Origin of the sequence: Modestobacter sp. I12A-02662, assembly GCF_041028325.1 — a bacterium.
Taxonomy (GTDB): Bacteria; Actinomycetota; Actinomycetes; order Mycobacteriales; family Geodermatophilaceae; genus Modestobacter.
Genome location: NZ_JABGDE010000015.1, coordinates 119087 through 140189, shown reverse-complemented (window position 1 = coordinate 140189; position 21103 = coordinate 119087). Strand labels below are relative to the sequence as shown.

20 protein-coding genes are annotated in these 21103 nt (G+C 74.6%); 15 read left to right on the top strand and 5 right to left on the bottom strand.

Going from position 1 to position 21103, the window contains the following annotated elements:
- Window positions 1-332: alcohol dehydrogenase catalytic domain-containing protein (locus HL189_RS20680; RefSeq protein ID WP_369135614.1), on the bottom strand; the 332-nt coding region annotated here is incomplete at its 3' end.
- Window positions 333-529: 197 nt separating this feature from the next.
- Here HL189_RS20680 and glyA point away from each other — a divergent pair.
- The 9 genes from glyA to folP all read left to right on the top strand — a co-directional run bounded on the left by glyA (window position 530) and on the right by folP (window position 11729).
- Window positions 530-1858 carry a serine hydroxymethyltransferase gene (gene glyA, locus HL189_RS20675; RefSeq protein WP_369135613.1) on the top strand — a complete coding sequence of 443 codons (1329 nt, stop codon included), beginning with the start codon at window positions 530-532 and terminating at the stop codon, window positions 1856-1858.
- Window positions 1855-3087 carry a sarcosine oxidase subunit beta family protein gene (locus tag HL189_RS20670; RefSeq protein ID WP_369135612.1) on the top strand — a complete coding sequence of 411 codons (1233 nt, stop codon included), beginning with the start codon at window positions 1855-1857 and terminating at the stop codon, window positions 3085-3087. The genes glyA and HL189_RS20670 overlap by 4 nt, the downstream gene beginning before the upstream one ends.
- Before the next feature lie 14 nt (window positions 3088-3101).
- Window positions 3102-3380, top strand: coding sequence for a sarcosine oxidase subunit delta (locus tag HL189_RS20665; RefSeq protein WP_369135611.1), 279 nt, complete (start codon window positions 3102-3104; stop codon window positions 3378-3380).
- Window positions 3377-6247, top strand: coding sequence for a 2Fe-2S iron-sulfur cluster-binding protein (locus HL189_RS20660; protein ID WP_369135610.1), 2871 nt, complete (start codon window positions 3377-3379; stop codon window positions 6245-6247). Before HL189_RS20665 ends, HL189_RS20660 begins: the two co-directional genes overlap by 4 nt.
- Complete coding sequence (locus HL189_RS20655) at window positions 6240-6824, top strand: sarcosine oxidase subunit gamma (RefSeq protein WP_369135609.1); 585 nt, start codon at window positions 6240-6242, stop codon at window positions 6822-6824. The genes HL189_RS20660 and HL189_RS20655 overlap by 8 nt, the downstream gene beginning before the upstream one ends.
- A 26-nt stretch (window positions 6825-6850) precedes the next feature.
- Complete coding sequence (locus tag HL189_RS20650) at window positions 6851-9316, top strand: FAD-dependent oxidoreductase (RefSeq protein WP_369135608.1); 2466 nt, start codon at window positions 6851-6853, stop codon at window positions 9314-9316.
- Between the two features lie 87 nt (window positions 9317-9403).
- On the top strand, window positions 9404-10024 hold the full coding sequence (locus HL189_RS20645; RefSeq protein ID WP_369135607.1) for a cyclodeaminase/cyclohydrolase family protein: 621 nt from the start codon (window positions 9404-9406) through the stop codon (window positions 10022-10024).
- On the top strand, window positions 10021-10869 hold the full coding sequence (locus tag HL189_RS20640; protein ID WP_369135606.1) for a bifunctional 5,10-methylenetetrahydrofolate dehydrogenase/5,10-methenyltetrahydrofolate cyclohydrolase: 849 nt from the start codon (window positions 10021-10023) through the stop codon (window positions 10867-10869). Before HL189_RS20645 ends, HL189_RS20640 begins: the two co-directional genes overlap by 4 nt.
- The gene (folP, locus tag HL189_RS20635) at window positions 10866-11729 is read left to right on the top strand and encodes a dihydropteroate synthase (RefSeq protein ID WP_369135605.1); all 864 of its coding nucleotides are present in this window, start codon (window positions 10866-10868) and stop codon (window positions 11727-11729) included. Before HL189_RS20640 ends, folP begins: the two co-directional genes overlap by 4 nt.
- A 19-nt stretch (window positions 11730-11748) precedes the next feature.
- Here folP and HL189_RS20630 read toward each other — a convergent pair whose 3' ends face one another.
- On the bottom strand, window positions 11749-12474 hold the full coding sequence (locus HL189_RS20630; RefSeq protein ID WP_369135604.1) for a GntR family transcriptional regulator: 726 nt from the start codon (window positions 12472-12474) through the stop codon (window positions 11749-11751).
- A gap of 63 nt (window positions 12475-12537) precedes the next feature.
- Between HL189_RS20630 and HL189_RS20625 the strand changes: the two genes are divergently transcribed.
- Genes HL189_RS20625 through pabB form a run of 3 tightly spaced genes read left to right on the top strand, consistent with a single transcriptional unit; the run spans window position 12538 to window position 16610 of the window.
- Window positions 12538-13911, top strand: coding sequence for an L-serine ammonia-lyase (locus HL189_RS20625; protein ID WP_369135603.1), 1374 nt, complete (start codon window positions 12538-12540; stop codon window positions 13909-13911).
- A 10-nt stretch (window positions 13912-13921) separates the two neighbouring features.
- Window positions 13922-14770, top strand: a complete 849-nt coding sequence (purU, locus tag HL189_RS20620) for a formyltetrahydrofolate deformylase (protein ID WP_369135602.1) — start codon at window positions 13922-13924, stop codon at window positions 14768-14770.
- 19 nt (window positions 14771-14789) lie between these two features.
- Window positions 14790-16610, top strand: coding sequence for an aminodeoxychorismate synthase component I (gene pabB / locus HL189_RS20615; RefSeq protein ID WP_369135601.1), 1821 nt, complete (start codon window positions 14790-14792; stop codon window positions 16608-16610).
- A gap of 18 nt (window positions 16611-16628) precedes the next feature.
- Here pabB and HL189_RS20610 read toward each other — a convergent pair whose 3' ends face one another.
- Together HL189_RS20610 and HL189_RS20605 are read right to left on the bottom strand one after the other, a co-directional pair.
- Entirely contained in the window at window positions 16629-17183 is a 555-nt protein-coding gene (locus HL189_RS20610; protein ID WP_369135600.1) for an Rv3235 family protein, read from the bottom strand.
- Window positions 17184-17220: 37 nt separating this feature from the next.
- Window positions 17221-17931: a LysM peptidoglycan-binding domain-containing protein gene (locus HL189_RS20605; RefSeq protein WP_369135599.1), complete on the bottom strand. Its 711-nt coding sequence runs from the start codon at window positions 17929-17931 to the stop codon at window positions 17221-17223.
- A gap of 75 nt (window positions 17932-18006) precedes the next feature.
- On the opposite strand from HL189_RS20605, the gene HL189_RS20600 reads away from it, so the two are divergent.
- The gene (locus tag HL189_RS20600) at window positions 18007-18576 is read left to right on the top strand and encodes a hypothetical protein (protein WP_369135598.1); all 570 of its coding nucleotides are present in this window, start codon (window positions 18007-18009) and stop codon (window positions 18574-18576) included.
- A 15-nt stretch (window positions 18577-18591) separates the two neighbouring features.
- Here HL189_RS20600 and HL189_RS20595 read toward each other — a convergent pair whose 3' ends face one another.
- On the bottom strand, window positions 18592-18852 hold the full coding sequence (locus tag HL189_RS20595; protein ID WP_369135597.1) for a helix-turn-helix domain-containing protein: 261 nt from the start codon (window positions 18850-18852) through the stop codon (window positions 18592-18594).
- A 194-nt stretch (window positions 18853-19046) separates the two neighbouring features.
- Between HL189_RS20595 and HL189_RS20590 the strand changes: the two genes are divergently transcribed.
- Window positions 19047-19757 carry an SAF domain-containing protein gene (locus HL189_RS20590; RefSeq protein WP_369135596.1) on the top strand — a complete coding sequence of 237 codons (711 nt, stop codon included), beginning with the start codon at window positions 19047-19049 and terminating at the stop codon, window positions 19755-19757.
- On the top strand, window positions 19757-21040 hold the full coding sequence (locus HL189_RS20585; RefSeq protein WP_369135595.1) for a CpaE family protein: 1284 nt from the start codon (window positions 19757-19759) through the stop codon (window positions 21038-21040). The genes HL189_RS20590 and HL189_RS20585 overlap by 1 nt, the downstream gene beginning before the upstream one ends.
- The last annotated feature ends 63 nt before the right edge of the window (window positions 21041-21103 follow it).

Here is a 21103-nt window from a genome sequence, read left to right as displayed (position 1 = left end):
TGGGTGTCGAAGCAGTACTGCAGCTCGCCCTTGAGGCAGGCGCGGCACTGCCCGCAGACCGCCCGCCAGTTGAGGACCACGTAGTCGCCGAGGCCGACGTTCGTGACGCCGTCGCCGACGGCGGAGACGGTCCCGGCCGCCTCGTGGCCGAGCAGGAACGGGAACTCGTCGTTGATGTTGCCCTCGCGGTAGTGCAGGTCGGTCGCGCAGACCCCGCAGGCCTGCACGTCGACGACGACCTCGCCCGGGCCCGGATCCGGGACGACGATCGTCTCGACGGTCACCGGAGCACCCTTGCTGCGGGCGACGACGCCCTTCACCTCGTACGGCATGGCGGCGGATTCCTCTCTCGCGATGTGTGGACGGCGTGAAGTCCGGCCCCCCGTGGGGACGGGCGCCGCCTTGCGGTGCGGGCGGTGGGGACATCGTCTCCGTGACCCCCTTGACCCTGGCCGACACCGACTCTACGGTGTTGGACGACTGATATACCAGTCCTCGGCTCAATTTCCGAACAGAAGGAGCGCCCGGCATGGTCGTCCAGGTTGACGAGGCTCGACCGGCCTCGGCCGTCGCTGATCCCGTGCTCGACCGGTCCCTGGCGGACACCGACCCGGAGGTCTCCGCGGCGATCTCCGCCGAGCTGGTCCGGCAGCAGACCACGCTGGAGATGATCGCCAGCGAGAACTTCGCCCCGGTCGCGGTGATGCAGGCCCAGGGCTCGGTGCTGACCAACAAGTACGCCGAGGGGTACCCCGGCCGGCGGTACTACGGCGGCTGCGAGCACGTCGACGTGATCGAGCAGCTGGCCATCGACCGGCTCAAGGCGCTGTTCGGCTCCGAGTACGCCAACGTCCAGCCGCACTCGGGTGCCCAGGCCAACGCCGCGGCGATGTCCGCCCTGCTGCAGCCCGGCGACACGATCCTCGGGCTGGACCTGGCCCACGGGGGTCACCTGACCCACGGGATGAAGCTGAACTTCTCCGGCAAGCTCTACGACGTCGCGGCCTACCACGTGCGGGCCGACGACCACCGCGTGGACATGGCCGAGGTCGAGCGGCTGGCGCACGAGCGGCGGCCGCAGCTCATCGTCGCGGGCTGGTCGGCCTACCCGAGGCAGCTGGACTTCGCGGAGTTCCGGCGGATCGCGGACGAGGTCGGCGCCTACCTGATGGTCGACATGGCGCACTTCGCGGGCCTGGTGGCCGCCGGGCTGCACCCGTCGCCCGTCCCGCACGCGCACGTGGTCACCTCGACCACCCACAAGACGCTCGGCGGCCCGCGGGGTGGCGTCATCCTCGCCACGGGGGACCTGGCCAAGAAGTTCAACTCCTCGGTCTTCCCCGGGCAGCAGGGCGGTCCGCTGGAGCACGTGATCGCCGCGAAGGCCGTCGCCTTCAAGCTGGCCGGCGAGCCCGCCTTCCGGGAGCGCCAGCAGCGCACGCTCGCAGGTGCCCGGCTCCTCGCCGACCGGTTGCTGGCCCCGGACTCCCGGGCGGCCGGCATCAACGTGGTCAGCGGCGGCACCGACGTCCACCTCGTCCTGGTCGACCTGCGCGAGTCGGAGCTGGACGGCCGGCAGGCCGAGGACCGGCTGCACGCGATCGGCATCACCGTCAACCGCAACGCGGTGCCCTTCGACCCCCGCCCGCCGATGGTCAGCTCCGGCGTCCGCATCGGCACCCCGGCCCTGGCGGCGCGCGGGTTCGACCTCGAGGACTTCGCCGAGGTCTCCGACGTCATCGCCACCGCGCTCCGGCCCGCGGTGGGCGAGGAGCAGCTCGCCGAGCTGCGCAGCCGGGTCACCCGGCTGGCCGACCGCCACCCCCTCTACCCCGACCTGACGGAGGTCGTCCGATGAGCCCCCGCACCCCCGGCGCGGACCTGCCGGAGCACCCGGACGCCCTGTGGCGTAGCCCGGAGCCGAAGCGCTCCTACGACGTGGTCATCGTCGGCGGCGGCGGGCACGGCCTGGCCACCGCGCACTACCTGGCGAAGAACCACGGCATCACGAACGTCGCCGTCCTGGAGAAGGGCTGGCTGGCCGGCGGCAACATGGCCCGGAACACCACGATCATCCGGTCCAACTACCTGTGGGACGAGAGCTCGGCCATCTACGAGCACGCGCTGAAGCTGTGGGAGGGGCTCGAGGAGGACCTCGGCTACCCGATCCTGTTCAGCCAGCGCGGCGTGCTCAACCTCGCCCACACGCTGCAGGACGTCCGGGACAGCGTGCGCCGGGTCGAGGCCAACAAGCTCAACGGCGTCGACGCGGAGTGGCTGGAGCCCGACGAGGTCCGCAAGATCTGCCCGGTCGTCAACACGTCGAGCGACATCCGGTACCCGGTGCTCGGGGCCACCTACCAGCCCCGCGCGGGCATCGCCAAGCACGACTACGTGGCCTGGGGCTTCGCCCGCCGGGCCTCCGAGGCCGGCATCGACCTCATCCAGGACTGCGAGGTCACCGGGTTCACCACCGAGGGCGACCGGGTCACCGGGGTCCGGACGACCCGCGGCGACATCGCCGCCGGCCAGGTCGCGCTCTGCGCGGCCGGGCACACCTCGGTGCTCACCGACATGCTGGGCATCCGCGTGCCGGTGCAGAGCCACCCGCTGCAGGCGCTGGTCTCCGAGCTGCTCGAGCCGGTGCACCCCACGGTCGTCATGTCCAACGCGGTGCACGTGTACGTCTCCCAGGCCCACAAGGGCGAGCTGGTCATGGGGGCGGGGGTCGACTCGTACAACGGCTACGGCCAGCGCGGCGCCTTCCACATCATCGAGCGCCAGATGGCTGCCGCCGTCGAGCTGTTCCCGGTCTTCGCCCGGGCGCACCTGCTGCGCACCTGGGGCGGCATCGTCGACGTCAGCCCCGACGCCTCACCGATCGTCGGGCGGACCCCCTACGAGAACGTCTACCTCAACTGCGGCTGGGGCACCGGCGGGTTCAAGGCCACCCCCGGGATCGGCTGGGCCCTGGCGCACACCATCGCCCACGACGCGCCGCACCCGCTCGTCGCGCCGTTCACCCTCGACCGCTTCGTCACCGGCGCGCTCGTCGACGAGCACGGCGCCGCCGCCGTGGCCCACTGACCCAGGGAGCTCCCGTGCAACTCATCGCATGCCCGTGGTGCGGCCCCCGCGAGGAGACCGAGTTCTCCTACGGCGGCCAGGCCCACGTCCCCTACCCGGAGGACCCGGCCGCGCTCTCCGACGAGGAGTGGGCGCACTACGTCTTCTTCCGCGACAACACCAAGGGCCGCTTCGCCGAGCGCTGGAACCACAACGCCGGCTGCCGGCGCTGGTTCAACGCCGTCCGCGACACCACCACCTACCGCTTCGAGAGCGTGTACCGCCTCGACGAGCCGAAGCCGGTGACCTCATGAGCACCACCTTCCGCACCGCCGCGGGCGGCCGCATCGACCGGACCAGCACGCTGCAGTTCACCTTCGACGGGCGCAGCTTCACCGGCCACCCCGGCGACACCCTGGCCTCCGCCCTGCTCGCCTCCGGGCGGCACCAGGTCGCCACCAGCATCAAGTTCGGCCGGCCGCGCGGGATCGCGGCGGCCTGGGCGGAGGACCCGGGCGGCCTGGTGCAGGTCGAGGAGCCCTTCCCGGAGCCGATGCTGCTGGCCAGCACCGTCGAGCTGTTCGACGGGCTGGTGGCGCACGGCCTGCCGGGGCAGGGCCGCTTGGCCGACGTGCCGGACTCCGCCCGCTACGACGCCGTCCACCACCACGTCGACCTGCTCGTCGTGGGGGCCGGCCCCGCGGGACTGACCGCCGCGCTCAGCGCCGCGCGGGCCGGTGCCCGGGTCGCCCTCGTGGACGAGCAGTCCGAGGCCGGCGGCTCCCTGCTGTCGGGCACCGACCGGATCGACGGCGTCCCGGCGCCGGACTGGGTGGCGGACGCGGTCGCGGAGCTGGCGCGCCACCCGGAGGTGCTGCACCTGCAGCGCACCACCGCCTTCGGCGTCTACGACGACGGCTTCGCCCTGGCGCTGGAGCGGCGCACCGACCACCTCGGCGCCGCCGCGCCCCGCCACGTCTCCCGCCAGCGGGTGTGGCGCATCCGGGGGCGGTCGATCGTGGTGGCGACCGGAGCGCACGAGCGGCCGGTCGTGTTCGCCGACAACGACCGCCCGGGCATCATGCTCGCCGGAGCTGCCCGGACCTTCCTGCACCGCTACGGCGTGCTGCCCGGCCGCGAGGCCGTCGTCTTCACCACCAACGACAGCGCCTACGACGCCGCACTGGACCTGCACCGTGCCGGGGTGCGGGTGCAGGCGGTGGTCGACGCCCGGCCGGAGGGCTCGCCGCACCGGCGTGCGGAGTGCGAGAGCGCCGGGATCCGGGTCCTCCCCGGCTCGGTCGTGACCGGCACCGAGGGCGTCGAGCGGGTCACCTCCGCGCTGGTCGCCCCGTTCGCGGACGGCGAGGTCGGCACCGGCAGCGCGATCGGCTGCGACGTCCTCCTGGTCAGCGGGGGGTGGAACCCCGCCGTGCACCTGTTCAGCCAGGCTCGCGGCCGACTGCGCTACGACGAGGACCTCGGCGCCTTCGTGCCGGCGCAGGAGCTCGACGGGCTGTCCGTCGCCGGCTCGGCCGCCGGCCTGCTCGACCTGGCCGGGTGCCTGGCCGACGGGCGGGCGGCCGCTCGCGCGACGCTGACCGCCCTGGCGATCGAGCCGGCCGCGGACGACCGGCTGCCGTCCGCCCCCGACCCCGTCGTCGCGGCCGCGCCGCTGGTGCTGTGGCGGGTGCCGGACACCTCCGGTGCCGGCGGCAGCACCCAGTTCGTCGACCTCCAGCGCGATGCCACGGTCGCCGACATCGCCCGCGCGGTCGGTGCCGGCCTCCGCTCGATCGAGCACGTCAAGCGCTACACGACGATCGGGACCGCGCACGACCAGGGCAAGACCTCCGGCGTCCTCACCTCGGGGATCACCGCCGAGCTGCTCGGGGTCCCGGTGCAGGACACCGGCACCACCACCTTCCGGCCGCCCTACACCCCGGTGGCCTTCGCCGCGCTGGCCGGCCGCGACCGCGGCTCCCTCTTCGACCCGGAGCGGGTCACCGCCCTGCACGAGTGGCACGGAGCAGCCGGGGCGGTCTTCGAGGACGTCGGGCAGTGGAAGCGTCCCCGCTTCTACCCGCAGCCCGGCGAGGACATGGAGGCCGCCGTCCTCCGGGAGTGCGCCGCGGCCCGGACCGGCGTCGGGATCCTCGACGGCTCCACCCTCGGCAAGATCGACGTGCAGGGCCCGGACGCCGCCGTGCTCCTGGACCGGCTCTACACGAACCTGATCAGCAGCCTCAAGGTGGGCTCGGTGCGCTACGGCGTCATGTGCGGCGTCGACGGCATGGTCATCGACGACGGCACGGTGCTGCGCCTGGCCGAGGACCGCTTCCTCGTCCTGACCACCACCGGCGGGGCGGCGAAGGTCCTGGACTGGATGGAGGAGTGGGTCCAGACCGAGTGGCCGGACCTGCGGGTCCACTGCACCTCGGTCACCGAGCAGTGGGCCACCTTCCCCGTCGTGGGCCCCCGCTCCCGCGACGTCGTCGGCGCGCTGTTCCCGGAGGTGGACGTCTCCAACGAGGCGTTCCCGTTCATGACCTGGCGGGACACCGCCCTCGGAGGCGTGCCGGTCAGGCTCGCCCGCATCAGCTTCTCGGGGGAGCTGGCCTTCGAGGTCTACGTGAACCCCTGGTACGCGGTCGCGGTCTGGCAGCGGCTGCTCGAGGCCGGCCGGCCGTACGGCATCACGCCGTACGGCACGGAGACGATGCACGTGCTCCGGGCCGAGAAGGGCTACCCGATCATCGGGCAGGACACCGACGGCACCGTCACCCCGCACGACCTGGGCATGGCGTGGGCGGTCTCGAAGAAGAAGCCCGACTTCGTCGGCAAGCGCTCCTTCGCCCGGCAGGCCAACTCCGACCCGCGGCGCAAGCAACTGGTCGGGCTGCTGCCCGTGGACCGGCACACCGTGCTGCCGGAGGGCTCGCAGATCGTCGAGTTCCTCGCCGACGGCCAGCTGCCGCCCCCGCCGGTCCCGATGCTCGGCCACGTCACCTCCAGCTACCGCAGCGCCGAGCTCGCGCGTCCCTTCGCCCTCGCCCTGGTCAAGGGCGGCCGGGAGCGCATCGGCGACACCGTCCACGTCCCCGTCAACGGCACCCTGGTCCCGGTCGAGGTCACCGGCTCGGTGCTGGTCGATCCCGAAGGAGCCCGTCGCGATGGCTGAGCTGCTGCGCACCCACCCGCTCGAGGCGTGGACCAGCGCCCTCGAGCGCCTGCCGGACACCGTGCGGATCACCGCCGAGCCGTTCGTCGCCATGGTCGACGTCCGGCTCGGCGCCGTCGGCCCGGAGGTCCGCGCCTCCCTAGGCGTCGACCTGCCGACGGCGCCCAACACCTGGGTCCCGGCCGAGTCCGGACGAGCCGTCTGGCTCGGCCCCGACGAGTGGCTGCTGAGCAGCACGGCGGAGACCCCCGAGGAGCTCGAGACCCGGGTCCGCGCCGCGGTGCTCCCGCTGGGCGGGTCCGCGACGGACGTCTCCGCCCAGCGGATCGGCCTGCGACTGAGCGGGCCGCGGGCGCGCGACGTCCTGGCCAAGGGCTGCTCGATCGACCTGCACCCGCGGGTGTTCGGCCGGGGCAGCAGCGCGCAGACGTCCGTCGGCCAGGCCGGGGTCGTGCTGCTGGCCCTCCCCGACAGCGGCGACGACTTCGTCGTCCTCGTCCGCTCGTCCTTCGCCGGCTACCTCGCCGACTGGCTGCTCGACGCGGCCCTCGAGTTCACCACCACCCCCGATCGCTGATGAACCGGCACGTCAGGAGCAGAGCAATGTCCACCACCCCTCGAGTGGTCATCATCGGAGCGGGGATCGTCGGGGCCAACCTGGCCGACGAGCTGACCGCCCGCGGCTGGGACCGCGTCACCGTCGTCGACCAGGGACCCCTCCCGCTGACCGGGGGGTCGACCTCGCACGCGCCCGGGCTGGTCTTCCAGACCAACGCGTCGAAGACGATGACCGAGCTGGCGAGCTACACGGTCGAGAAGTTCAAGGGCATCGACGTCGACGGTGCCTGGTGCTTCAACCAGGTCGGCGGCCTGGAGGTGGCCACCACGCCGGAGCGGCTCACCGACCTGCACCGCAAGCAGGGCTGGGCCACCTCCTGGGGCGTCGAGGCGCAGGTGGTCGACGCGGACGAGTGCGTACGACTGCACCCGCTCGTCGACCGCGACCGCGTCCTAGGTGGGCTGCACATCCCCAGCGACGGGCTGGCCAAGGCGTCCCGCGCGGTGATCGCGCTGGCCCGCCGCGCCGAGGCGCGGGGAGCCCGCTTCCAGGGCTCGACCCGCGTCACCGGCGTCGAGGAGACCGGCGGCCGGGTCACCGGTGTGCGCACCCCGGATGGCGTCATCCCCGCCGACGTCGTGGTGTCCTGCGGCGGGTTCTGGGGGGTGGAGCTCGGCGCCCTGGTCGGGATGGACGTGCCGCTGCTGCCGCTGGCCCACCAGTTCGTCTGGACCGGGCAGGTGCCGGAGCTGGTCGGCCGCAACGACGAGCTCAGCGAGGCGAGCCTGCCGATCCTCCGCCACCAGGACCAGGACCTCTACTTCCGCGAGCGCGTCGACTGCCTGGGCATCGGGTCCTACGCGCACCGGCCGATGCCGGTCGACCTGCGCGAGCTGCCCCAGGGCGACGGCGTCCGGGAGTCGTCGATGCCCTCGATGCTGCCCTTCAGCGAGGAGGACTTCGCCCCGGCGTGGGAGGAGAGCCAGCTGCTGCTCCCGTCGCTGCGCTCGTCCAAGATCGACTCCGGCTTCAACGGTGTCTTCTCGTTCACCCCGGACGGCGGTCCGCTGATCGGTGAGTCCGCCGACGTCAAGGGCTTCTGGATCGCCGAGGCGGTCTGGGTGACCCACTCCGCCGGGGTCGCCCGGGCGGTGGCCCAGCTGCTGGTCGACGGGCGGTCGGAGATCGACCTGCACGGCTGTGACGTCCACCGGTTCGAGGACTTCCAGCTCGCGCCGGAGTACGTGAGCGAGACCTCCCAGCAGAACTTCGTCGAGATCTACGACGTGCTGCACCCCCTGCAGCCCCGGCTGTCCCCGCGCGACCTGCGGGTCAGCCCCTTCCACACCCGGCAGCAGGAGCTCGGCGCGGTCTTCCTCGAGGGGGGCGGCTGGGAGCGGCCGCACTGGTACGAGGCCAACGCCGGGCTCGTCGACCAGCTGCCCGCCGAGTGGGTGCCGCCGGCCCGGGACGACTGGTCGGCGCAGTTCTGGTCGCCGATCGCGGCCGCCGAGGCGTGGAAGACCCGCACCGCCGTGGCGATGTACGACATGACGCCGCTCAAGCGGCTCGAGGTCAGCGGGCGCGGCGCCCTGGACTTCCTGCAGTGGCTGACCACGGGTGAGATGGACAAGTCGGTCGGAGCGGTGACCTACGCGCTGGCCCTGGACGAGGCCGGGGGGATCCGCAGCGACCTCACCGTCGCCCGGCTGGGCGAGCAGCTGTTCCAGGTCGGCGCCAACGGTCCCCTGGACCTCGACTACTTCCAGCGGCAGGCGCCGGACGACGGCAGCGTGCAGATCCGGGACATCACCGGCGGCACGTGCTGCATCGGTCTGTGGGGCCCGCGTGCACGTGACCTCGTGCAGCGGATCAGTGCCGACGACTTCTCCAACGACGGGCTCAAGTACTTCCGCGCCAAGCGGGCCCGGATCGGCGGGGTCCCCGTGACGGCGATGCGGCTGTCCTACGTCGGCGAGCTCGGCTGGGAGCTGTACACGAGCGCCGACAACGGTCAGCGGCTGTGGGACGTGCTGTGGCGTGCCGGCCAGGACCTGGGCGTCATCGCCGGGGGCCGGGCGGCCTTCAACAGCCTGCGGCTGGAGAAGGGCTACCGCGCCTGGGGCCACGACATGACCACCGAGCACAACCCCTACGAGGCCGGTCTGGGGTTCGCCGTCCGCAAGCAGAAGCAGGGCTACGTGGGCCGCGAGGCCATCGCCGGGCTCAGCGACGACGCGGTGGACCGCCGGCTGTCCTGCTTGACGATCGACGACGGGCGCAGCGTCGTCCTCGGGCACGAGCCGGTGTACGTCGACGGCCGACCGGCCGGCTACGTGACCAGCGCGGCCTTCGGGCACACCGTCGGCCGGCCGATCGCCTACGCCTGGCTCCCCGCCTCGGCGACCGTCGGCACGAGTGTCGAGATCGACTGGTTCGGCACCCGCATCCCGGCGACGGTCTCCGCGGAGCCGCTCGTCGACCCCCAGATGACCCGCCTCCGCGGCTAGCAGAAGGACCCCCCTGCCCCCGCCACTCGCAAGCTCGCGTCGGGACCCTGCAGGGGGGCCACGACGCCCGTTCGAAGGAGCCCAGACATGCGCACCGACACCATCGAGACGTTCCTGGAGCAGCTCGCCGCCAGGGTGCCCGCTCCTGGAGGAGGCGCCACCGCCGCGCTGCACGCGGCGCAGGGTGCCGCCCTGGTGGCGATGGTCGCCCGCTACAGCGACTCGGCGAAGTACGCCGAGCACGCCGAGGAGATCGCCCTCATCACGGCCATCGCCGACCGGCTGCGCCAGGACGCGGTGGGCCTGGCCGAGGAGGACGCCGCGGCCTTCACCGCCGTCACGACGGCCTACGGACTCCCCAAGGGGACCCCCGACGAGGCCGCGGCGCGGTCCGCGGCCATCGCGAGGGCGCTCGCCGCGGCGGCCCACGTCCCGGCCGTGGTCATCGCCGTCGCGGAGCAGGTGCTGCGGCTGGCCGAGCAGCTGCTGCCGATCGGCAACCGCAACGTCATCACCGACGTCGCGGCCGCCGCCGAGGCGGCTCGGGCCGCCGCGACGACGGCGCGGGTCAACGTCGAGGTCAACCTCGCCGCCAGCAAGGACCCGACGACCTGGGGACCGCTCACCGCGGTCGTCGACTCCGTGGACGACCTGGTCCTGCGTGCGGAGAAGGTCACGTCCGAGGTCCGCGCCGGACTGATCCGATGACCGCGACGTTGAGCGGCCGGGGCCTGGCGGACGGCATCCGCGCCGAGGTGGCGGCGGAGGTCGCGGAGCTCACCGCGGCCGGCACGCCGCCCCGGCTGGCCGTCGTGGTGGCCACGGCGGACGAGTCCAGCGCCTGGTACGTCCGCTCCATCGCCCGGGCCGCGGAGAAGACGGGCATCGCCTGCTCGGCGGTCGACCTCGGGGCCTCGGCGACCCCCGAGCAGATCCGCGCCGCGCTGGAAGCGCTCAGCGGGGACCCCGCGGTGCACGGCATCATCCTGCAGACCCCGCTGCCGGCCGGCGCCGTCGTCGAGGACCTGGCCGGGGCGATCGACCCGGCCAAGGACGTCGACGGGGCGAACCCGCTCAGCCTCGGCCGGCTGGCCGCGGGCCTGCCGGCCTTCGCGCCGGCGACCGCCGAGGCCGTCCTGGCCCTCCTCGACCACCACGGTGTGCCGCTGGCCGGGGCGCACGCCGTCGTGGTGGGGCGTTCCACCGTCGTCGGCAAGCCCGCGGCACTCCTGCTGCTGCAGCGGGACGCCACGGTGACCGTCTGCCACTCGCGTACCAAGGACCTGGCCGGGGTCACCCGGTCCGCGGACGTGCTCGTCGCCGCCGTCGGACGCCCCGAGCTCATCACCGCCGAGCACGTCGCCGAGGACGCGGTCGTCATCGACGTCGGGACCAACCCGACGGCCGACGGCGGCCTGGTGGGCGACGTCGACGCCGGCTCGGTGACCGGACGGGTGGCCGGCCTCACCCCGGTGCCGGGCGGCGTCGGCCCGGTCACCACCGCGCTCCTGCTGCAGCACACGGCGCGGGCGGCCCGCAGCCGGCGGCCGTGACACCCGCTGGCACCGCCGTCGCCGCACCCCCGGCGGCGGTGCACCCGGTGGGCCGGCTGCTGCGCACCGGGCGGCCGCTGGTCTGCGGGATCGTGAACGTAACCCCCGACTCGTTCTCCGACGGCGGCCGCTTCCCGGGCCCGGACCGCGCGGTCGAGCACGGGCTGCGGCTGGCCGCGGAGGGGGCCGACCTGGTCGACGTGGGCGGGGAGTCGACCCGGCCCGGAGCCCGACCGACCACGCTGGACGAGGAGCTGGAGCGGGTCGTCCCGGTGGTGGCCGGACTGGCCCGGCGGGTGTCGGTGCCGCTGTCGATCGACACCTCCCGCCCGGAGGTGATGCGCGCGGCGGTGGCGGCCGGAGCCGGGATGGTCAACGACGTCCGGGCGCTGCGCCGGCCGGGCGCCCTGGCCGCGGCGGCGGAGCTGGGTGTGCCGGTGTGCCTCATGCACATGCAGGGGTCGCCGGGCACCATGCAGCGCGCCCCCCGGTACGCCGACGTGGTGGCCGAGGTCTGCGGCTTCCTGGCCGAGCGGCTGCGGGTCTGCCGCCGGGCCGGCATCCCCGAGGAGCACCTGGTCGTCGACCCGGGGTTCGGCTTCGGCAAGACGCTGGCGCACAACCTGGCGCTGCTCGCCCGGCTCCGCGACCTGCAGGCGCTCGGGGTGCCGGTCCTGGTCGGGCTGTCGCGCAAGTCCATGGTCGGTGAGCTCACCGGACGGGCGGTGGGGGAGCGGCTCCCCGGCTCACTGGCCGGGGCGATCATCGCCGCCCAGCGCGGAGCCGCCGTGCTCCGCGTGCACGACGTCGCGGCCACGCGGGACGCGCTGGCCGTGCTCGCCGCCGTCGGCCCGGTGTGACCGGACGGGACCTCCCGCCTCAGATCACCGCGCGGATCGTCTCCTCGAAGCCGAGGACGTGCTCACGTGCGAGCTCGTCAGCGCGGTCGGCGTCCCCGGCGGCGATCGCCCGGAGCAGTTCGACGTGCTCCCGGACGTGCTCCTCCACGGTGGGCAGCCGGTCGAGGAACAGGCAGAAGATCCGGGTCGCCAGGTTGTCATAGCGGATCAGGACGTCCTCGAGGTGGGGGTTGCCCGCGGCCCGGTAGATGGACCGGTGCACCGCGAGGTCCCACCGCATCAGCTCCGTCCGGTCGACCTGGCCGACGTCCAGCTGCTCGATGTGTGCGGCCAGCTCCTCGAGGTCCCCGTGCCCGCCCCGGACAGCGCGCTCGGCGGCCCGCCGGGCGGCCAGCGGCTCGAGCTGGACGCGGATCTCGGAGATGTGCGCCAGGTCGGAGATGTCCATCCCCGTCGCGAACGTGCCCCGCCTGGGGTAGGACACCACGAGCCGGTCGCCCTCCAGCCGCTTGAGCGCCTCGCGGACGGGTGTGCGCCCCACGCCCAGCGCCTTGGACAGCTCGTCGTCGTCGATCGGGTCGCCCGGACGGATGTCGAGCATGATCAGCCGGTCCCTGATCGCCACGTAGGCCCGGTCCGCCAGGGACGTGGCGGCCGACGGGTCCAGGTCCAGCGGGGCGACGGTCACCAGCAGATCGTAGAGGTTGGCGGCCATCAGGCCTTGCCTCCTGAGAGGGATCGACATACCGTCATCCTACATCTGATATACCAACTGTGTATCTAACCCGACACCAAGGAGGGAGGCAGGGTGACGATCAGCGCCTTCGACCTGTTCAAGGTGGGCATCGGTCCGTCCAGCTCGCACACCGTCGGCCCCATGCGGGCGGCCGCCACCTTCGCCTCCCGGCTGTCCGCGGAAGGTCTGCTCGAGCGGGTGGCCGGCGTCCGGTGCGAGCTGTTCGGGTCGCTGGGGGCGACCGGGCACGGGCACGGCAGCGTCAAGGCCGTCGTCCTCGGGCTCGAGGGGGAGCAGCCCGACCTGGTGGACCCGGTCGCGGCCGGACCACGGGTCGACGCCGTCCGTCGCGAGGGCAAGCTGCACCTGGCCGGTGGGCACCTCATCGCGTTCTCGGTCGACGACGACGTCGTGCTGCACCGGCGCAAGCGGCTGCCCTTCCACAGCAACGGCATGCTCTTCCGGGCGCTGGACGCGGAGGGCGGCGAGGTCAGCCGCCGCGAGTACTACTCGGTGGGCGGCGGGTTCGTCCTGGACGAGGACGACGCCGGGAACCCGGCCATCGTCGAGGACCCCACGCCCGTCCGGTACCCGTTCCGCACCGGTGACGAGCTGCTGGCCCGGACCCGGGAGACCGGGCTGCGGATCAGCGACGTGATGCTGGCCAACGAGCTGGCCTGGCGCAGCGAGGCCGAGGTCCGCGCCGGGCTGCTGCACATCTGGTCGGTGATGCAGGAGTGCGTGGAACGCGGCACCCGGGCCACCGGCGTCCTCCCCGGCGGGCTCAAGGTCCGCCGGCGCGCGGCGGCGCTGCGCGCCCAGCTGGAGGAGCACCCGGACGAGGCCGACCCGCTGCGCGCGATGGAGTGGGTGACCCTCTACGCCCTGGCGGTCAACGAGGAGAACGCGGCCGGCGGACGGGTGGTCACCGCCCCGACCAACGGCGCCGCCGGGATCGTGCCGGCGGTCCTGCACTACTACCGCGACTTCGTCGACACCTGCTCCGACGACGGCGTCGTGCGCTTCCTGCTCACCGCCGCGGCCATCGGGCTGCTGTTCAAGGAGAACGCCTCGATCTCCGGCGCGGAGGTGGGCTGCCAGGGGGAGGTCGGCTCGGCCTGCTCCATGGCCGCGGCGGGTCTCGCCGAGGTCATCGGGGGGTCCCCGGAGCAGGTGGAGAACGCCGCCGAGATCGGCATCGAGCACAACCTCGGTCTCACCTGCGACCCGGTCGGCGGGCTGGTGCAGATCCCGTGCATCGAGCGGAACGCCGTCGGCTCGATCAAGGCCATCACGGCGGCGCGGATGGCCGTCCGCGGTGACGGCCGGCACCACGTCCCGTTGGACAAGGCGATCAAGACCATGCGCGAGACGGGCGCGGACATGAAGGACAAGTACAAGGAGACCGCCCGTGGCGGGCTGGCGCTCAACATCGTCGAGTGCTGAGGAGGCACCCATGTCCCACCCGTTCACCCTCACGCTGAGCTGCTCCGAGCGGCCGGGCATCGTCCACGCGGTGAGCTCGGTCCTCTTCCAGCAGGGCTGCGACATCGTCGAGCACCAGCAGTTCGACGACGCCCTCCGCGGCCGGCTGTTCCTGCGGACGGCCTTCGTGTGCGCCGGCGGCACCGACCCCGGGCGCCTCACGGAGGCGTTCCGGCCGGTGGCCGACGAGTTCGGCATGGACTTCCAGATCACCGGTGGCCAGCCGCCGCGCGTGCTGGTCATGGTGTCCAAGCTCGGCCACTGCCTCAACGACCTGATCTTCCGGTGGCGGGCCGGCAACCTCGGTGCGGAGCTCGTCGCCGTGGTGTCCAACCACGAGGACCTCCGCCCGATGGCCGAGGCGGCCGGCCTCCCCTTCGTCCACGTGCCGGTGACCCCGGCAACCAAGCGGCAGGCCGAGGAGCGGCTGCTCGAGCTGGTGGCCGAGCACCGGGCCGACCTCGTCGTGCTGGCCCGGTACATGCAGGTCCTGTCCGACGAGACGTGCGCCGCCCTGCACGGTCGGGCGATCAACATCCACCACTCGTTCCTGCCGGGGTTCAAGGGCGCCAAGCCCTACCACCAGGCCTTCGACCGCGGCGTGAAGCTGGTCGGCGCGACCGCCCACTACGTGACCCCCGATCTCGACGAGGGCCCGATCATCGAGCAGGAGGTCATCCGCATCGACCACACCTACGACCCGCGGGCCCTGTCCACGGTCGGCCAGGACGCCGAGGCGCTGGCGCTGTCCCGAGCGGTGCGCTGGCACAGCGAGCGGCGGGTGCTGCTCAACGGGCACAGCACCGTCGTCTTCCGCTGAGCCCGGCCACGTCCGGCCGATGACCGGCGAGGCGGCAGGCCGCCGGCCCGGCGCGCCGTGGGCGCGGTTCGACGACCTCCGCGCCGGGGTCGCGCTCCGGTGCCCCTCCCCGCACCGGGTGCTGGTGGCCGTGCGTCCCGACGAGGTCGTCGACGTCCTGGCCGAGGTGGAACGGGCCACCGACGCCGGGCAGTGGGCGTTCGGGTACGTCGCCTACGAGGCGGCCGCCGGGCTCGACCCGCACCTCGCCGTCCACGGTTCCACCCCGATGGGGATGCCGCTGGTGTGGTTCGGGCTCTGCGACGAGCCGCTCGCGGTCCCGCCGCTGGAGGCCGCGGGGCCGGACGACGTCGGACCTGCAGCCGACTGGCGCCGGGGATGGACGCCGGACGGGCACGCCCGCGCGGTCGGGCAGGTCCGGGAGCGGATCGCCGCCGGGGACACGTTCCAGTGCAACCTGACCGTGCGGTTGTCCGGACGTGTGGGCGGGGACCCCTTCCGGCTGTACCGCGACCTGGCGCTGGGCCAGCGGGGTGCCCACAACGCCTACCTCGACCTCGGCCGCTTCGCCGTGGCCAGCGCCAGCCCGGAGCTGTTCTTCGAGCGCCGCGGCGACGAGGTGCTGCTGCGCCCGATGAAGGGGACGTCGCGCCGCGGGCGGGACCGGGACGAGGACCGCCACCTGGCCCACCGGCTGCGGTCCAGCGCCAAGGAGCGCGCGGAGAACGTGATGATCGTCGACCTGATGCGCAACGACGTCGCCCGGGTGGCCGAGGTCGGCAGCGTCGAGGTGCCCGCGCTGTTCACCGTCGAGCGGTACGAGACCGTGCTGCAGCTGACCTCCGAGGTGACGGCCCGGCTGCGACCCGGGACCGGCCTGGTGGACCTGTTCCGGGCGCTGTTCCCCTGCGGGTCGGTCACCGGGGCGCCCAAGGCGAGCTCCATGGAGATCATCCGGTCCCTCGAACCCGAGCCGCGCGGCGTCTACTGCGGCGCGATCGGTCTCGTCGGGCCGCCCGGTGCGCCGGTCCGTGCCCGGTTCAGCGTGGCCATCCGGACGGCGGCCGTGGACACGACGTCGGGGCAGGCGGTGTACGGCACCGGCGGTGGCATCACCTGGGGTTCGGAGGCGCCCGCGGAGCACGCGGAGGTGCTCACCAAGACGGCGGTCCTCGGTGCGCGGCCCCGGGAGTTCGAGCTGCTGGAGACGATGCGCCTCGACCCGCGGCGCGGCCTGCGGAACCGGGAGCGCCACCTGCACCGCCTGGCGGCCTCGGCCGAGCACCTGGGCTTCCGGGTCGACCTGCCGGCGGCGCGCCGGCTCCTGGCCGAACGGCTCGCGGGGGAGCCGGCGGCGCGCGTCCGGCTCCGCCTCCGGCGCGACGGGACGCTGGCCGTCGACGTCGAGGCGCTCCCCGGCCCCTCGGCCGGCACCGTGCTGCTCGCGGTGGACGACGAGCCGGTCGACCCCGCCGAGTCGTGGCTCTACCACAAGACGACCGTGCGGGAGCCGTACGACCGGCGCCGTGCCCGGCGTCCCGACGCCGACGACGTCGTCCTGCTGAACACGCGCGGGGAGCTCACGGAGACGACCCGGGCGACCCTCGCGCTCGAACTCGACGGGCAGTGGTGGACGCCGCCGGTGGACTCCGGGTGCCTGCCCGGGGTCGAGCGGGGACGCCTGCTCGACCTGGGGGTGCTCCGGGAACGGGTGCTGCTCCTCGGCGACCTGCAGCGGGCCGAACGGCTGGCGGTCATCAGCTCGCTGCGCGGATGGCGTGCGGCGAGGCTCGGCGTGACGAACCGGCTCCCGGACCTCATCACGAGTCCGGCGGGCTGACGGCCCTCCGCGGAACGGTCAGCCGATCTGCAGCGCGGTGCACCGCCACTGCCCGTCGATGCCCTCGAGCCGCGCCGCGACGGCGTGCGCCCGGCCCGCCCGCCGGGCCACCGCGGCCACCTCGGCCACACCGTCGACCGGCTCGCAGACCCGCACCGAGCCGACCAGCAGCGGGGAGGTCCCCTCCGTGCACCACCGGGGACGGCGGCGCCCGCTGAGCGCCGCGAACAGCTGCGGGGTCACCAGGGGTTGCAGCTGGGTCACCGGCCGGCGGCCGGCGAACGCCTCCAGGGTGAGCGTGACCAGCCGCCGTCCCGCGGCCCGCGCGTCGGGCAGCTGGGCGCGCCGGGTCCACGTGGAGCCGAAGTCGGCGTCGTCCTCGGGGGTGGGCCTCGCATCCAGCCGTGGCCGCGGGCCGGGTGCCGGGGGCAGTCGCCGGGGGCGGGGGCCGGGGTGCACCAGCCGGACGGGGTGCCGCTCGTCCTCGAGGGGCGGTCCGGGGGTGCGGACCACGACCAGCTGGAGGTGGGGCCGGGCGGGGTGCGCGGGTGCGCTGATGGACGGTGCGCTCACGGGTCTCTGCTCCTCGGGTGATGGGGGTCGGTGGGGCTCAGGCCGGCGGCCGGAGGACCTGCCCGGGCAGCAGCAGGTCGGGGTCGGGGCCGATGACGTCGGCGTTGGCCTGCCACCAGGCCGCCACCGCACGCGCGATCTCGGGATCGGGGACGGGCGTGCCCGGGTGCCGGCCCGCCAGCCAGCCGGCGGCGATGTCCCAGAGGCAGTCGCCGCGCAGGACGACGTGGTCCCCGGGGTCCGTGCGCCCGGGCCAGTCGGGGACCACGCCGGTGCCGGTGCTCGCCGGCCAGTCGACGACGGCGGCTCCGGCCGTCGAGGCGTCGGCCGCGACCGCCGGTGGGGCGTCGGCCGCGACTGCCGGCGGCGCCTCGGCGATCGAGACCGCGGTGGGCGCGGTGGCCGCCAGGCTCAGGCCCACCGCCACCGCGGCGGCCCGGCGCGCGCCGGCGGGGAGCACCCCGGCCAGCAGTAGCCGGGCCAGCCGGCCCGCAGACCCGGGAACGGCGCTCAGGCCGGTGAGCAGCAGGCCCACGGCGGCCCACGCCCAGCAGATCCACGCGAGCGCACCGGCCGCTCCCACCAGCAGCACGTCGACCCCCTGGGTGTCGACCACCCGTTGCGGATCGGTGGTGACCGCCCGCAGCTCGGGCAGGCCCGGGCCCGCGGTGGACAGCGCCCAGCCCACGCCGGCCATCACCACCGTGGTGGTGGTCCAGCGGCGCATCGACATGGTGACTCCGCTCACGACGAACACCAAACACCACCGAATCAAGCAAATGCAACCAAATGCACGAACCTGTGGACGGCTAGCTTGCGTTCCATGCGCTGGCAGCAGCTGTTCGCCGACCTCGAGGCCCGACTGGCCGAGGAGGAGGCGGCCGACGAGCGCCGGGAGGAGGCGTCCCGGGCCCGGGCCGAGTGGGGACGGCTGCGGCTGGCGGACCGGCTGCGCGGGTCCCTCGGCCGGCCGGTCACCGTGTCCTGCCAGGGCGCGGGGGACGTCACCGGGCGCCTCGTCGAGGTCGGCGTCGACTGGCTGCTGCTCGAGGACGGCCAGCACCGGGAGGTCCTCGTGGCCCAGCGGGTGGTCCGCACGGTCGGTGGGCTGACCGCCCGGACCGCGGCGGAGTGCGACCCGGGGGCGGTGGGCCGGCGCCTGGACCTGCGCCGCGCCCTGCGGGGACTGGCCCGGGACCGGGCGCTCGTGCACTGCCTGCTCGACGACGGCGGCGTGGTCACCGGCACCGTCGACCGGGTGGGTGCGGACTTCCTGGAGCTGGCCGAGCACCCCGCCGACCTGCCCCGGCGGCGCGGCGCGGTCACCGGGGTCCGGGCGGTCGTGCTGCAGGCGGTCGCCGTCGTCCGCACACAGCCGCCCGCGACGGTCTGACGCCGGGGGCCGGGCTCAGCGGGGGGCGTCGGCCCCCGGGGCGTCGGCGTCCGCGTCGGCGGGCTCGGGTTCCGCCACGCCGGCGGACGCCCGGGCCTCGGCGTACTTCTGCTGGATGAAGCGCTCCAGCTCGTCCTTCTCCACCCGCCACTGGCCACGTCCGCCGATCTGGATGGCGATCAGCTCCTTGCGCCGGACCAGCGCGTATGCCTGGGACCAGGAGACGTTCAGGATCTCCGCCACGTCGTCCAGGGTCAGGAAGCGCTGGGTGGCCATGGTGCGTGTCTCTCCCGTCGACGGTCGCCGCCAGTGTGGCAGCCGGGTCGCCCCGGGCTGCGCCGTCCACCCGATGGTGTGGACAACCGCTGCACCAGCAGCTCCTCCTCCGTCATGATCTGCGTCCCGCGGTCCGGCCGGGCGCGGTCGACGGCGTGCCTGCACGCGGGGAGGACGGACGGGGTGACCGACCGATGAGCGCGCCGCCGGTGGCCGACACGGGCCTGGGACGGGGAACCGGCGACGGGCCGGCCGGCCCGGTGGCGCGGCGGGTGCGCCCGCCGCGGTGGCTGGACCTGCGGCTGGGCCTCGGCGTCCTGCTCGTGCTGGGTTCGGTCCTGGTCGGCGCCCGGGTGGTCAGCGCGGCCGACGCGACCGTGCCGGTCTGGTCGGCCGCCGGGGACCTCGCCGCCGGGACGGTCCTGGAGGGCGACGACCTGGTCGCGGTCTCCGTCCGGCTCGACGACGTGGCACCGGCCTACCTGGCCACCAGCACGCGACCGGAGGGGCGGGTGCTGTCCCGCGCCGTGCGGGCCGGGGAGCTGCTGCCCCGGTCGGTGCTCGAGGAGCCCACGGGCCTGGTCCAGCTGGCGCTGCCCGTGCAGGCCGGCTTCGCCCCGCCCGGACTGGCGCGGGGACAGGCGGTGGACGTCTACGCCGTCGCGGACCCGGCCCTCGGCGCGGCCGGCCCGACCGGCGGGGACGTCGAGCTGGTGGTGGGTGCGGCCACCGTCCAGGCGGTGAGCGGGCGGGGTGACGGCGTGCTGACGACCAGCGCCAGCACCGTGCAGGTCGTCGTCGCGGTGCCCGCCGACGAGGCGGCCGGCGTGCTCGGCGCCATCGGCGGCCGGGGGCTGGTCGTGGTGGTCCGGGAGCCCGTCGACGGAGCGGGGACGACCGACTGATGGCCCTGCAGGTCTTCACCGCCGTCACCGGCGCCGCGTGGGAGTCCGAGCTCGTCAGGGCGCTGGACCGGGAGGACCACGGGGTGACCGTGGTCCGCCGCTGCGTCGACGTCGCCGACCTGCTGGCGGCCGCGACGACCGGCACCGGCCAGGCGGCGCTGCTGTCCGCCGAGCTGCGCCGGCTGGACGGCGCGGCGGTCGCCCGGTTGACCGCCGCGGGGGTCGCCGTGGTCGGCCTGGTCGAGCCGGGGGACGACCGGTCGGCCGAGCGGCTGCACCAGTTGGGCGTGGTGCGGGTGCTGTCGGCCGACGCCGAGCCGGAGGAGATCGCCCGCGCCCTGCGCGAGGCCGTCGCCGGGGTGCCCGCGGCGGGCCACGACGTCGGCGACCCGCGGGCGGCGCTGCCCGTCCTCGGCGTGCCGCCGGCGGACCCGGGACCACCCGTGGGGGAGGGCCGGCTGGTCGCGATCTGGGGACCCACCGGCGCCCCGGGGCGGACCACGGTCGCCGTCGGGCTGGCCGACGAGGCCGCGCGACTGGGCGTCGGGACGCTCCTCGTCGACGCCGACGTCTACGGCGGCGTGGTGGCCCAGGTGCTCGGGCTGCTGGACGAGTCGCCCGGCCTCGCGGCGGCGGCGCGGCAGGCCGGCGCCGGCACGCTGGACGCCGACGCGCTGGCCCGGCTCGCGTGGTCGGTGCGCCCCCAGCTGCGCGCGCTGACCGGGCTGGCCCGGCCCGACCGGTGGCCGGAGCTGCGACCGCAGGGGGTGGCCGCCGTCCTGGCCGAGGCCCGGCGGCTCTCGACGCTCACCGTCGTCGACTGCGGGTTCTCCGTGGAGGAGGACGAGGAGCTCTCCTTCGACACCGCCGCGCCGCGCCGCAACGGGGCGACCCTCACGGTGCTGGAGGAGGCCGACACGGTGGTCTGCGTCAGCGGGGCGGACCCGGTGGCACTCCAGCGGACCGTCCGCGCGCTGGGAGAGCTGCGGGACGTGCTGCCCGCCGTGCGACCCGTCGTGGTCGTCAACCAGGTCCGGCGCGGACCGGTGCCCGGGGACCCGCGGCGGGAGATCGCAGCGGCGCTCGCCCGGTTCACCGGCTGCGAGGTGCGCGCGTTCCTTCCGGCCGACCGGCGGGCCACCGACGCCGCGCTGGCCGCGGGGCGCACGCTCGGCGAGGTGGCGCCCGGCTCGGCACTGCGGACCGCACTCCGCGCCCTGGCCGCGGACCTGACCGGCGTCCCGGTGCCTCCCGGCCGTCGCCGGGTCCGGCGCAGCGGCTGACCGGGCGGGAGCGGTCCCGGCCGCCGGGCCGTCTGCCGACGTCGTAGCGTGGGGCAGCGCCGA

What these genes read in the sequence shown, in the direction of transcription:
- glyA (WP_369135613.1), top strand. Translation starts at nt 530, where the DNA reads ATGGTCGTCCAGGTTGACGAGGCTCGACCGGCCTCGGCCGTCGCTGAT.
- HL189_RS20670 (WP_369135612.1), top strand. Translation starts at nt 1,855, where the DNA reads ATGAGCCCCCGCACCCCCGGCGCGGACCTGCCGGAGCACCCGGACGCC.
- HL189_RS20660 (WP_369135610.1), top strand. Translation starts at nt 3,377, where the DNA reads ATGAGCACCACCTTCCGCACCGCCGCGGGCGGCCGCATCGACCGGACC.
- HL189_RS20655 (WP_369135609.1), top strand. Translation starts at nt 6,240, where the DNA reads ATGGCTGAGCTGCTGCGCACCCACCCGCTCGAGGCGTGGACCAGCGCC.
- HL189_RS20650 (WP_369135608.1), top strand. Translation starts at nt 6,851, where the DNA reads ATGTCCACCACCCCTCGAGTGGTCATCATCGGAGCGGGGATCGTCGGG.
- HL189_RS20645 (WP_369135607.1), top strand. Translation starts at nt 9,404, where the DNA reads ATGCGCACCGACACCATCGAGACGTTCCTGGAGCAGCTCGCCGCCAGG.
- HL189_RS20640 (WP_369135606.1), top strand. Translation starts at nt 10,021, where the DNA reads ATGACCGCGACGTTGAGCGGCCGGGGCCTGGCGGACGGCATCCGCGCC.
- HL189_RS20630 (WP_369135604.1), bottom strand. Translation starts at nt 12,474, where the DNA reads ATGTCGATCCCTCTCAGGAGGCAAGGCCTGATGGCCGCCAACCTCTAC.
- purU (WP_369135602.1), top strand. Translation starts at nt 13,922, where the DNA reads ATGTCCCACCCGTTCACCCTCACGCTGAGCTGCTCCGAGCGGCCGGGC.
- pabB (WP_369135601.1), top strand. Translation starts at nt 14,790, where the DNA reads ATGACCGGCGAGGCGGCAGGCCGCCGGCCCGGCGCGCCGTGGGCGCGG.
- HL189_RS20600 (WP_369135598.1), top strand. Translation starts at nt 18,007, where the DNA reads ATGCGCTGGCAGCAGCTGTTCGCCGACCTCGAGGCCCGACTGGCCGAG.
- HL189_RS20595 (WP_369135597.1), bottom strand. Translation starts at nt 18,852, where the DNA reads ATGGCCACCCAGCGCTTCCTGACCCTGGACGACGTGGCGGAGATCCTG.
- HL189_RS20590 (WP_369135596.1), top strand. Translation starts at nt 19,047, where the DNA reads ATGAGCGCGCCGCCGGTGGCCGACACGGGCCTGGGACGGGGAACCGGC.
- HL189_RS20585 (WP_369135595.1), top strand. Translation starts at nt 19,757, where the DNA reads ATGGCCCTGCAGGTCTTCACCGCCGTCACCGGCGCCGCGTGGGAGTCC.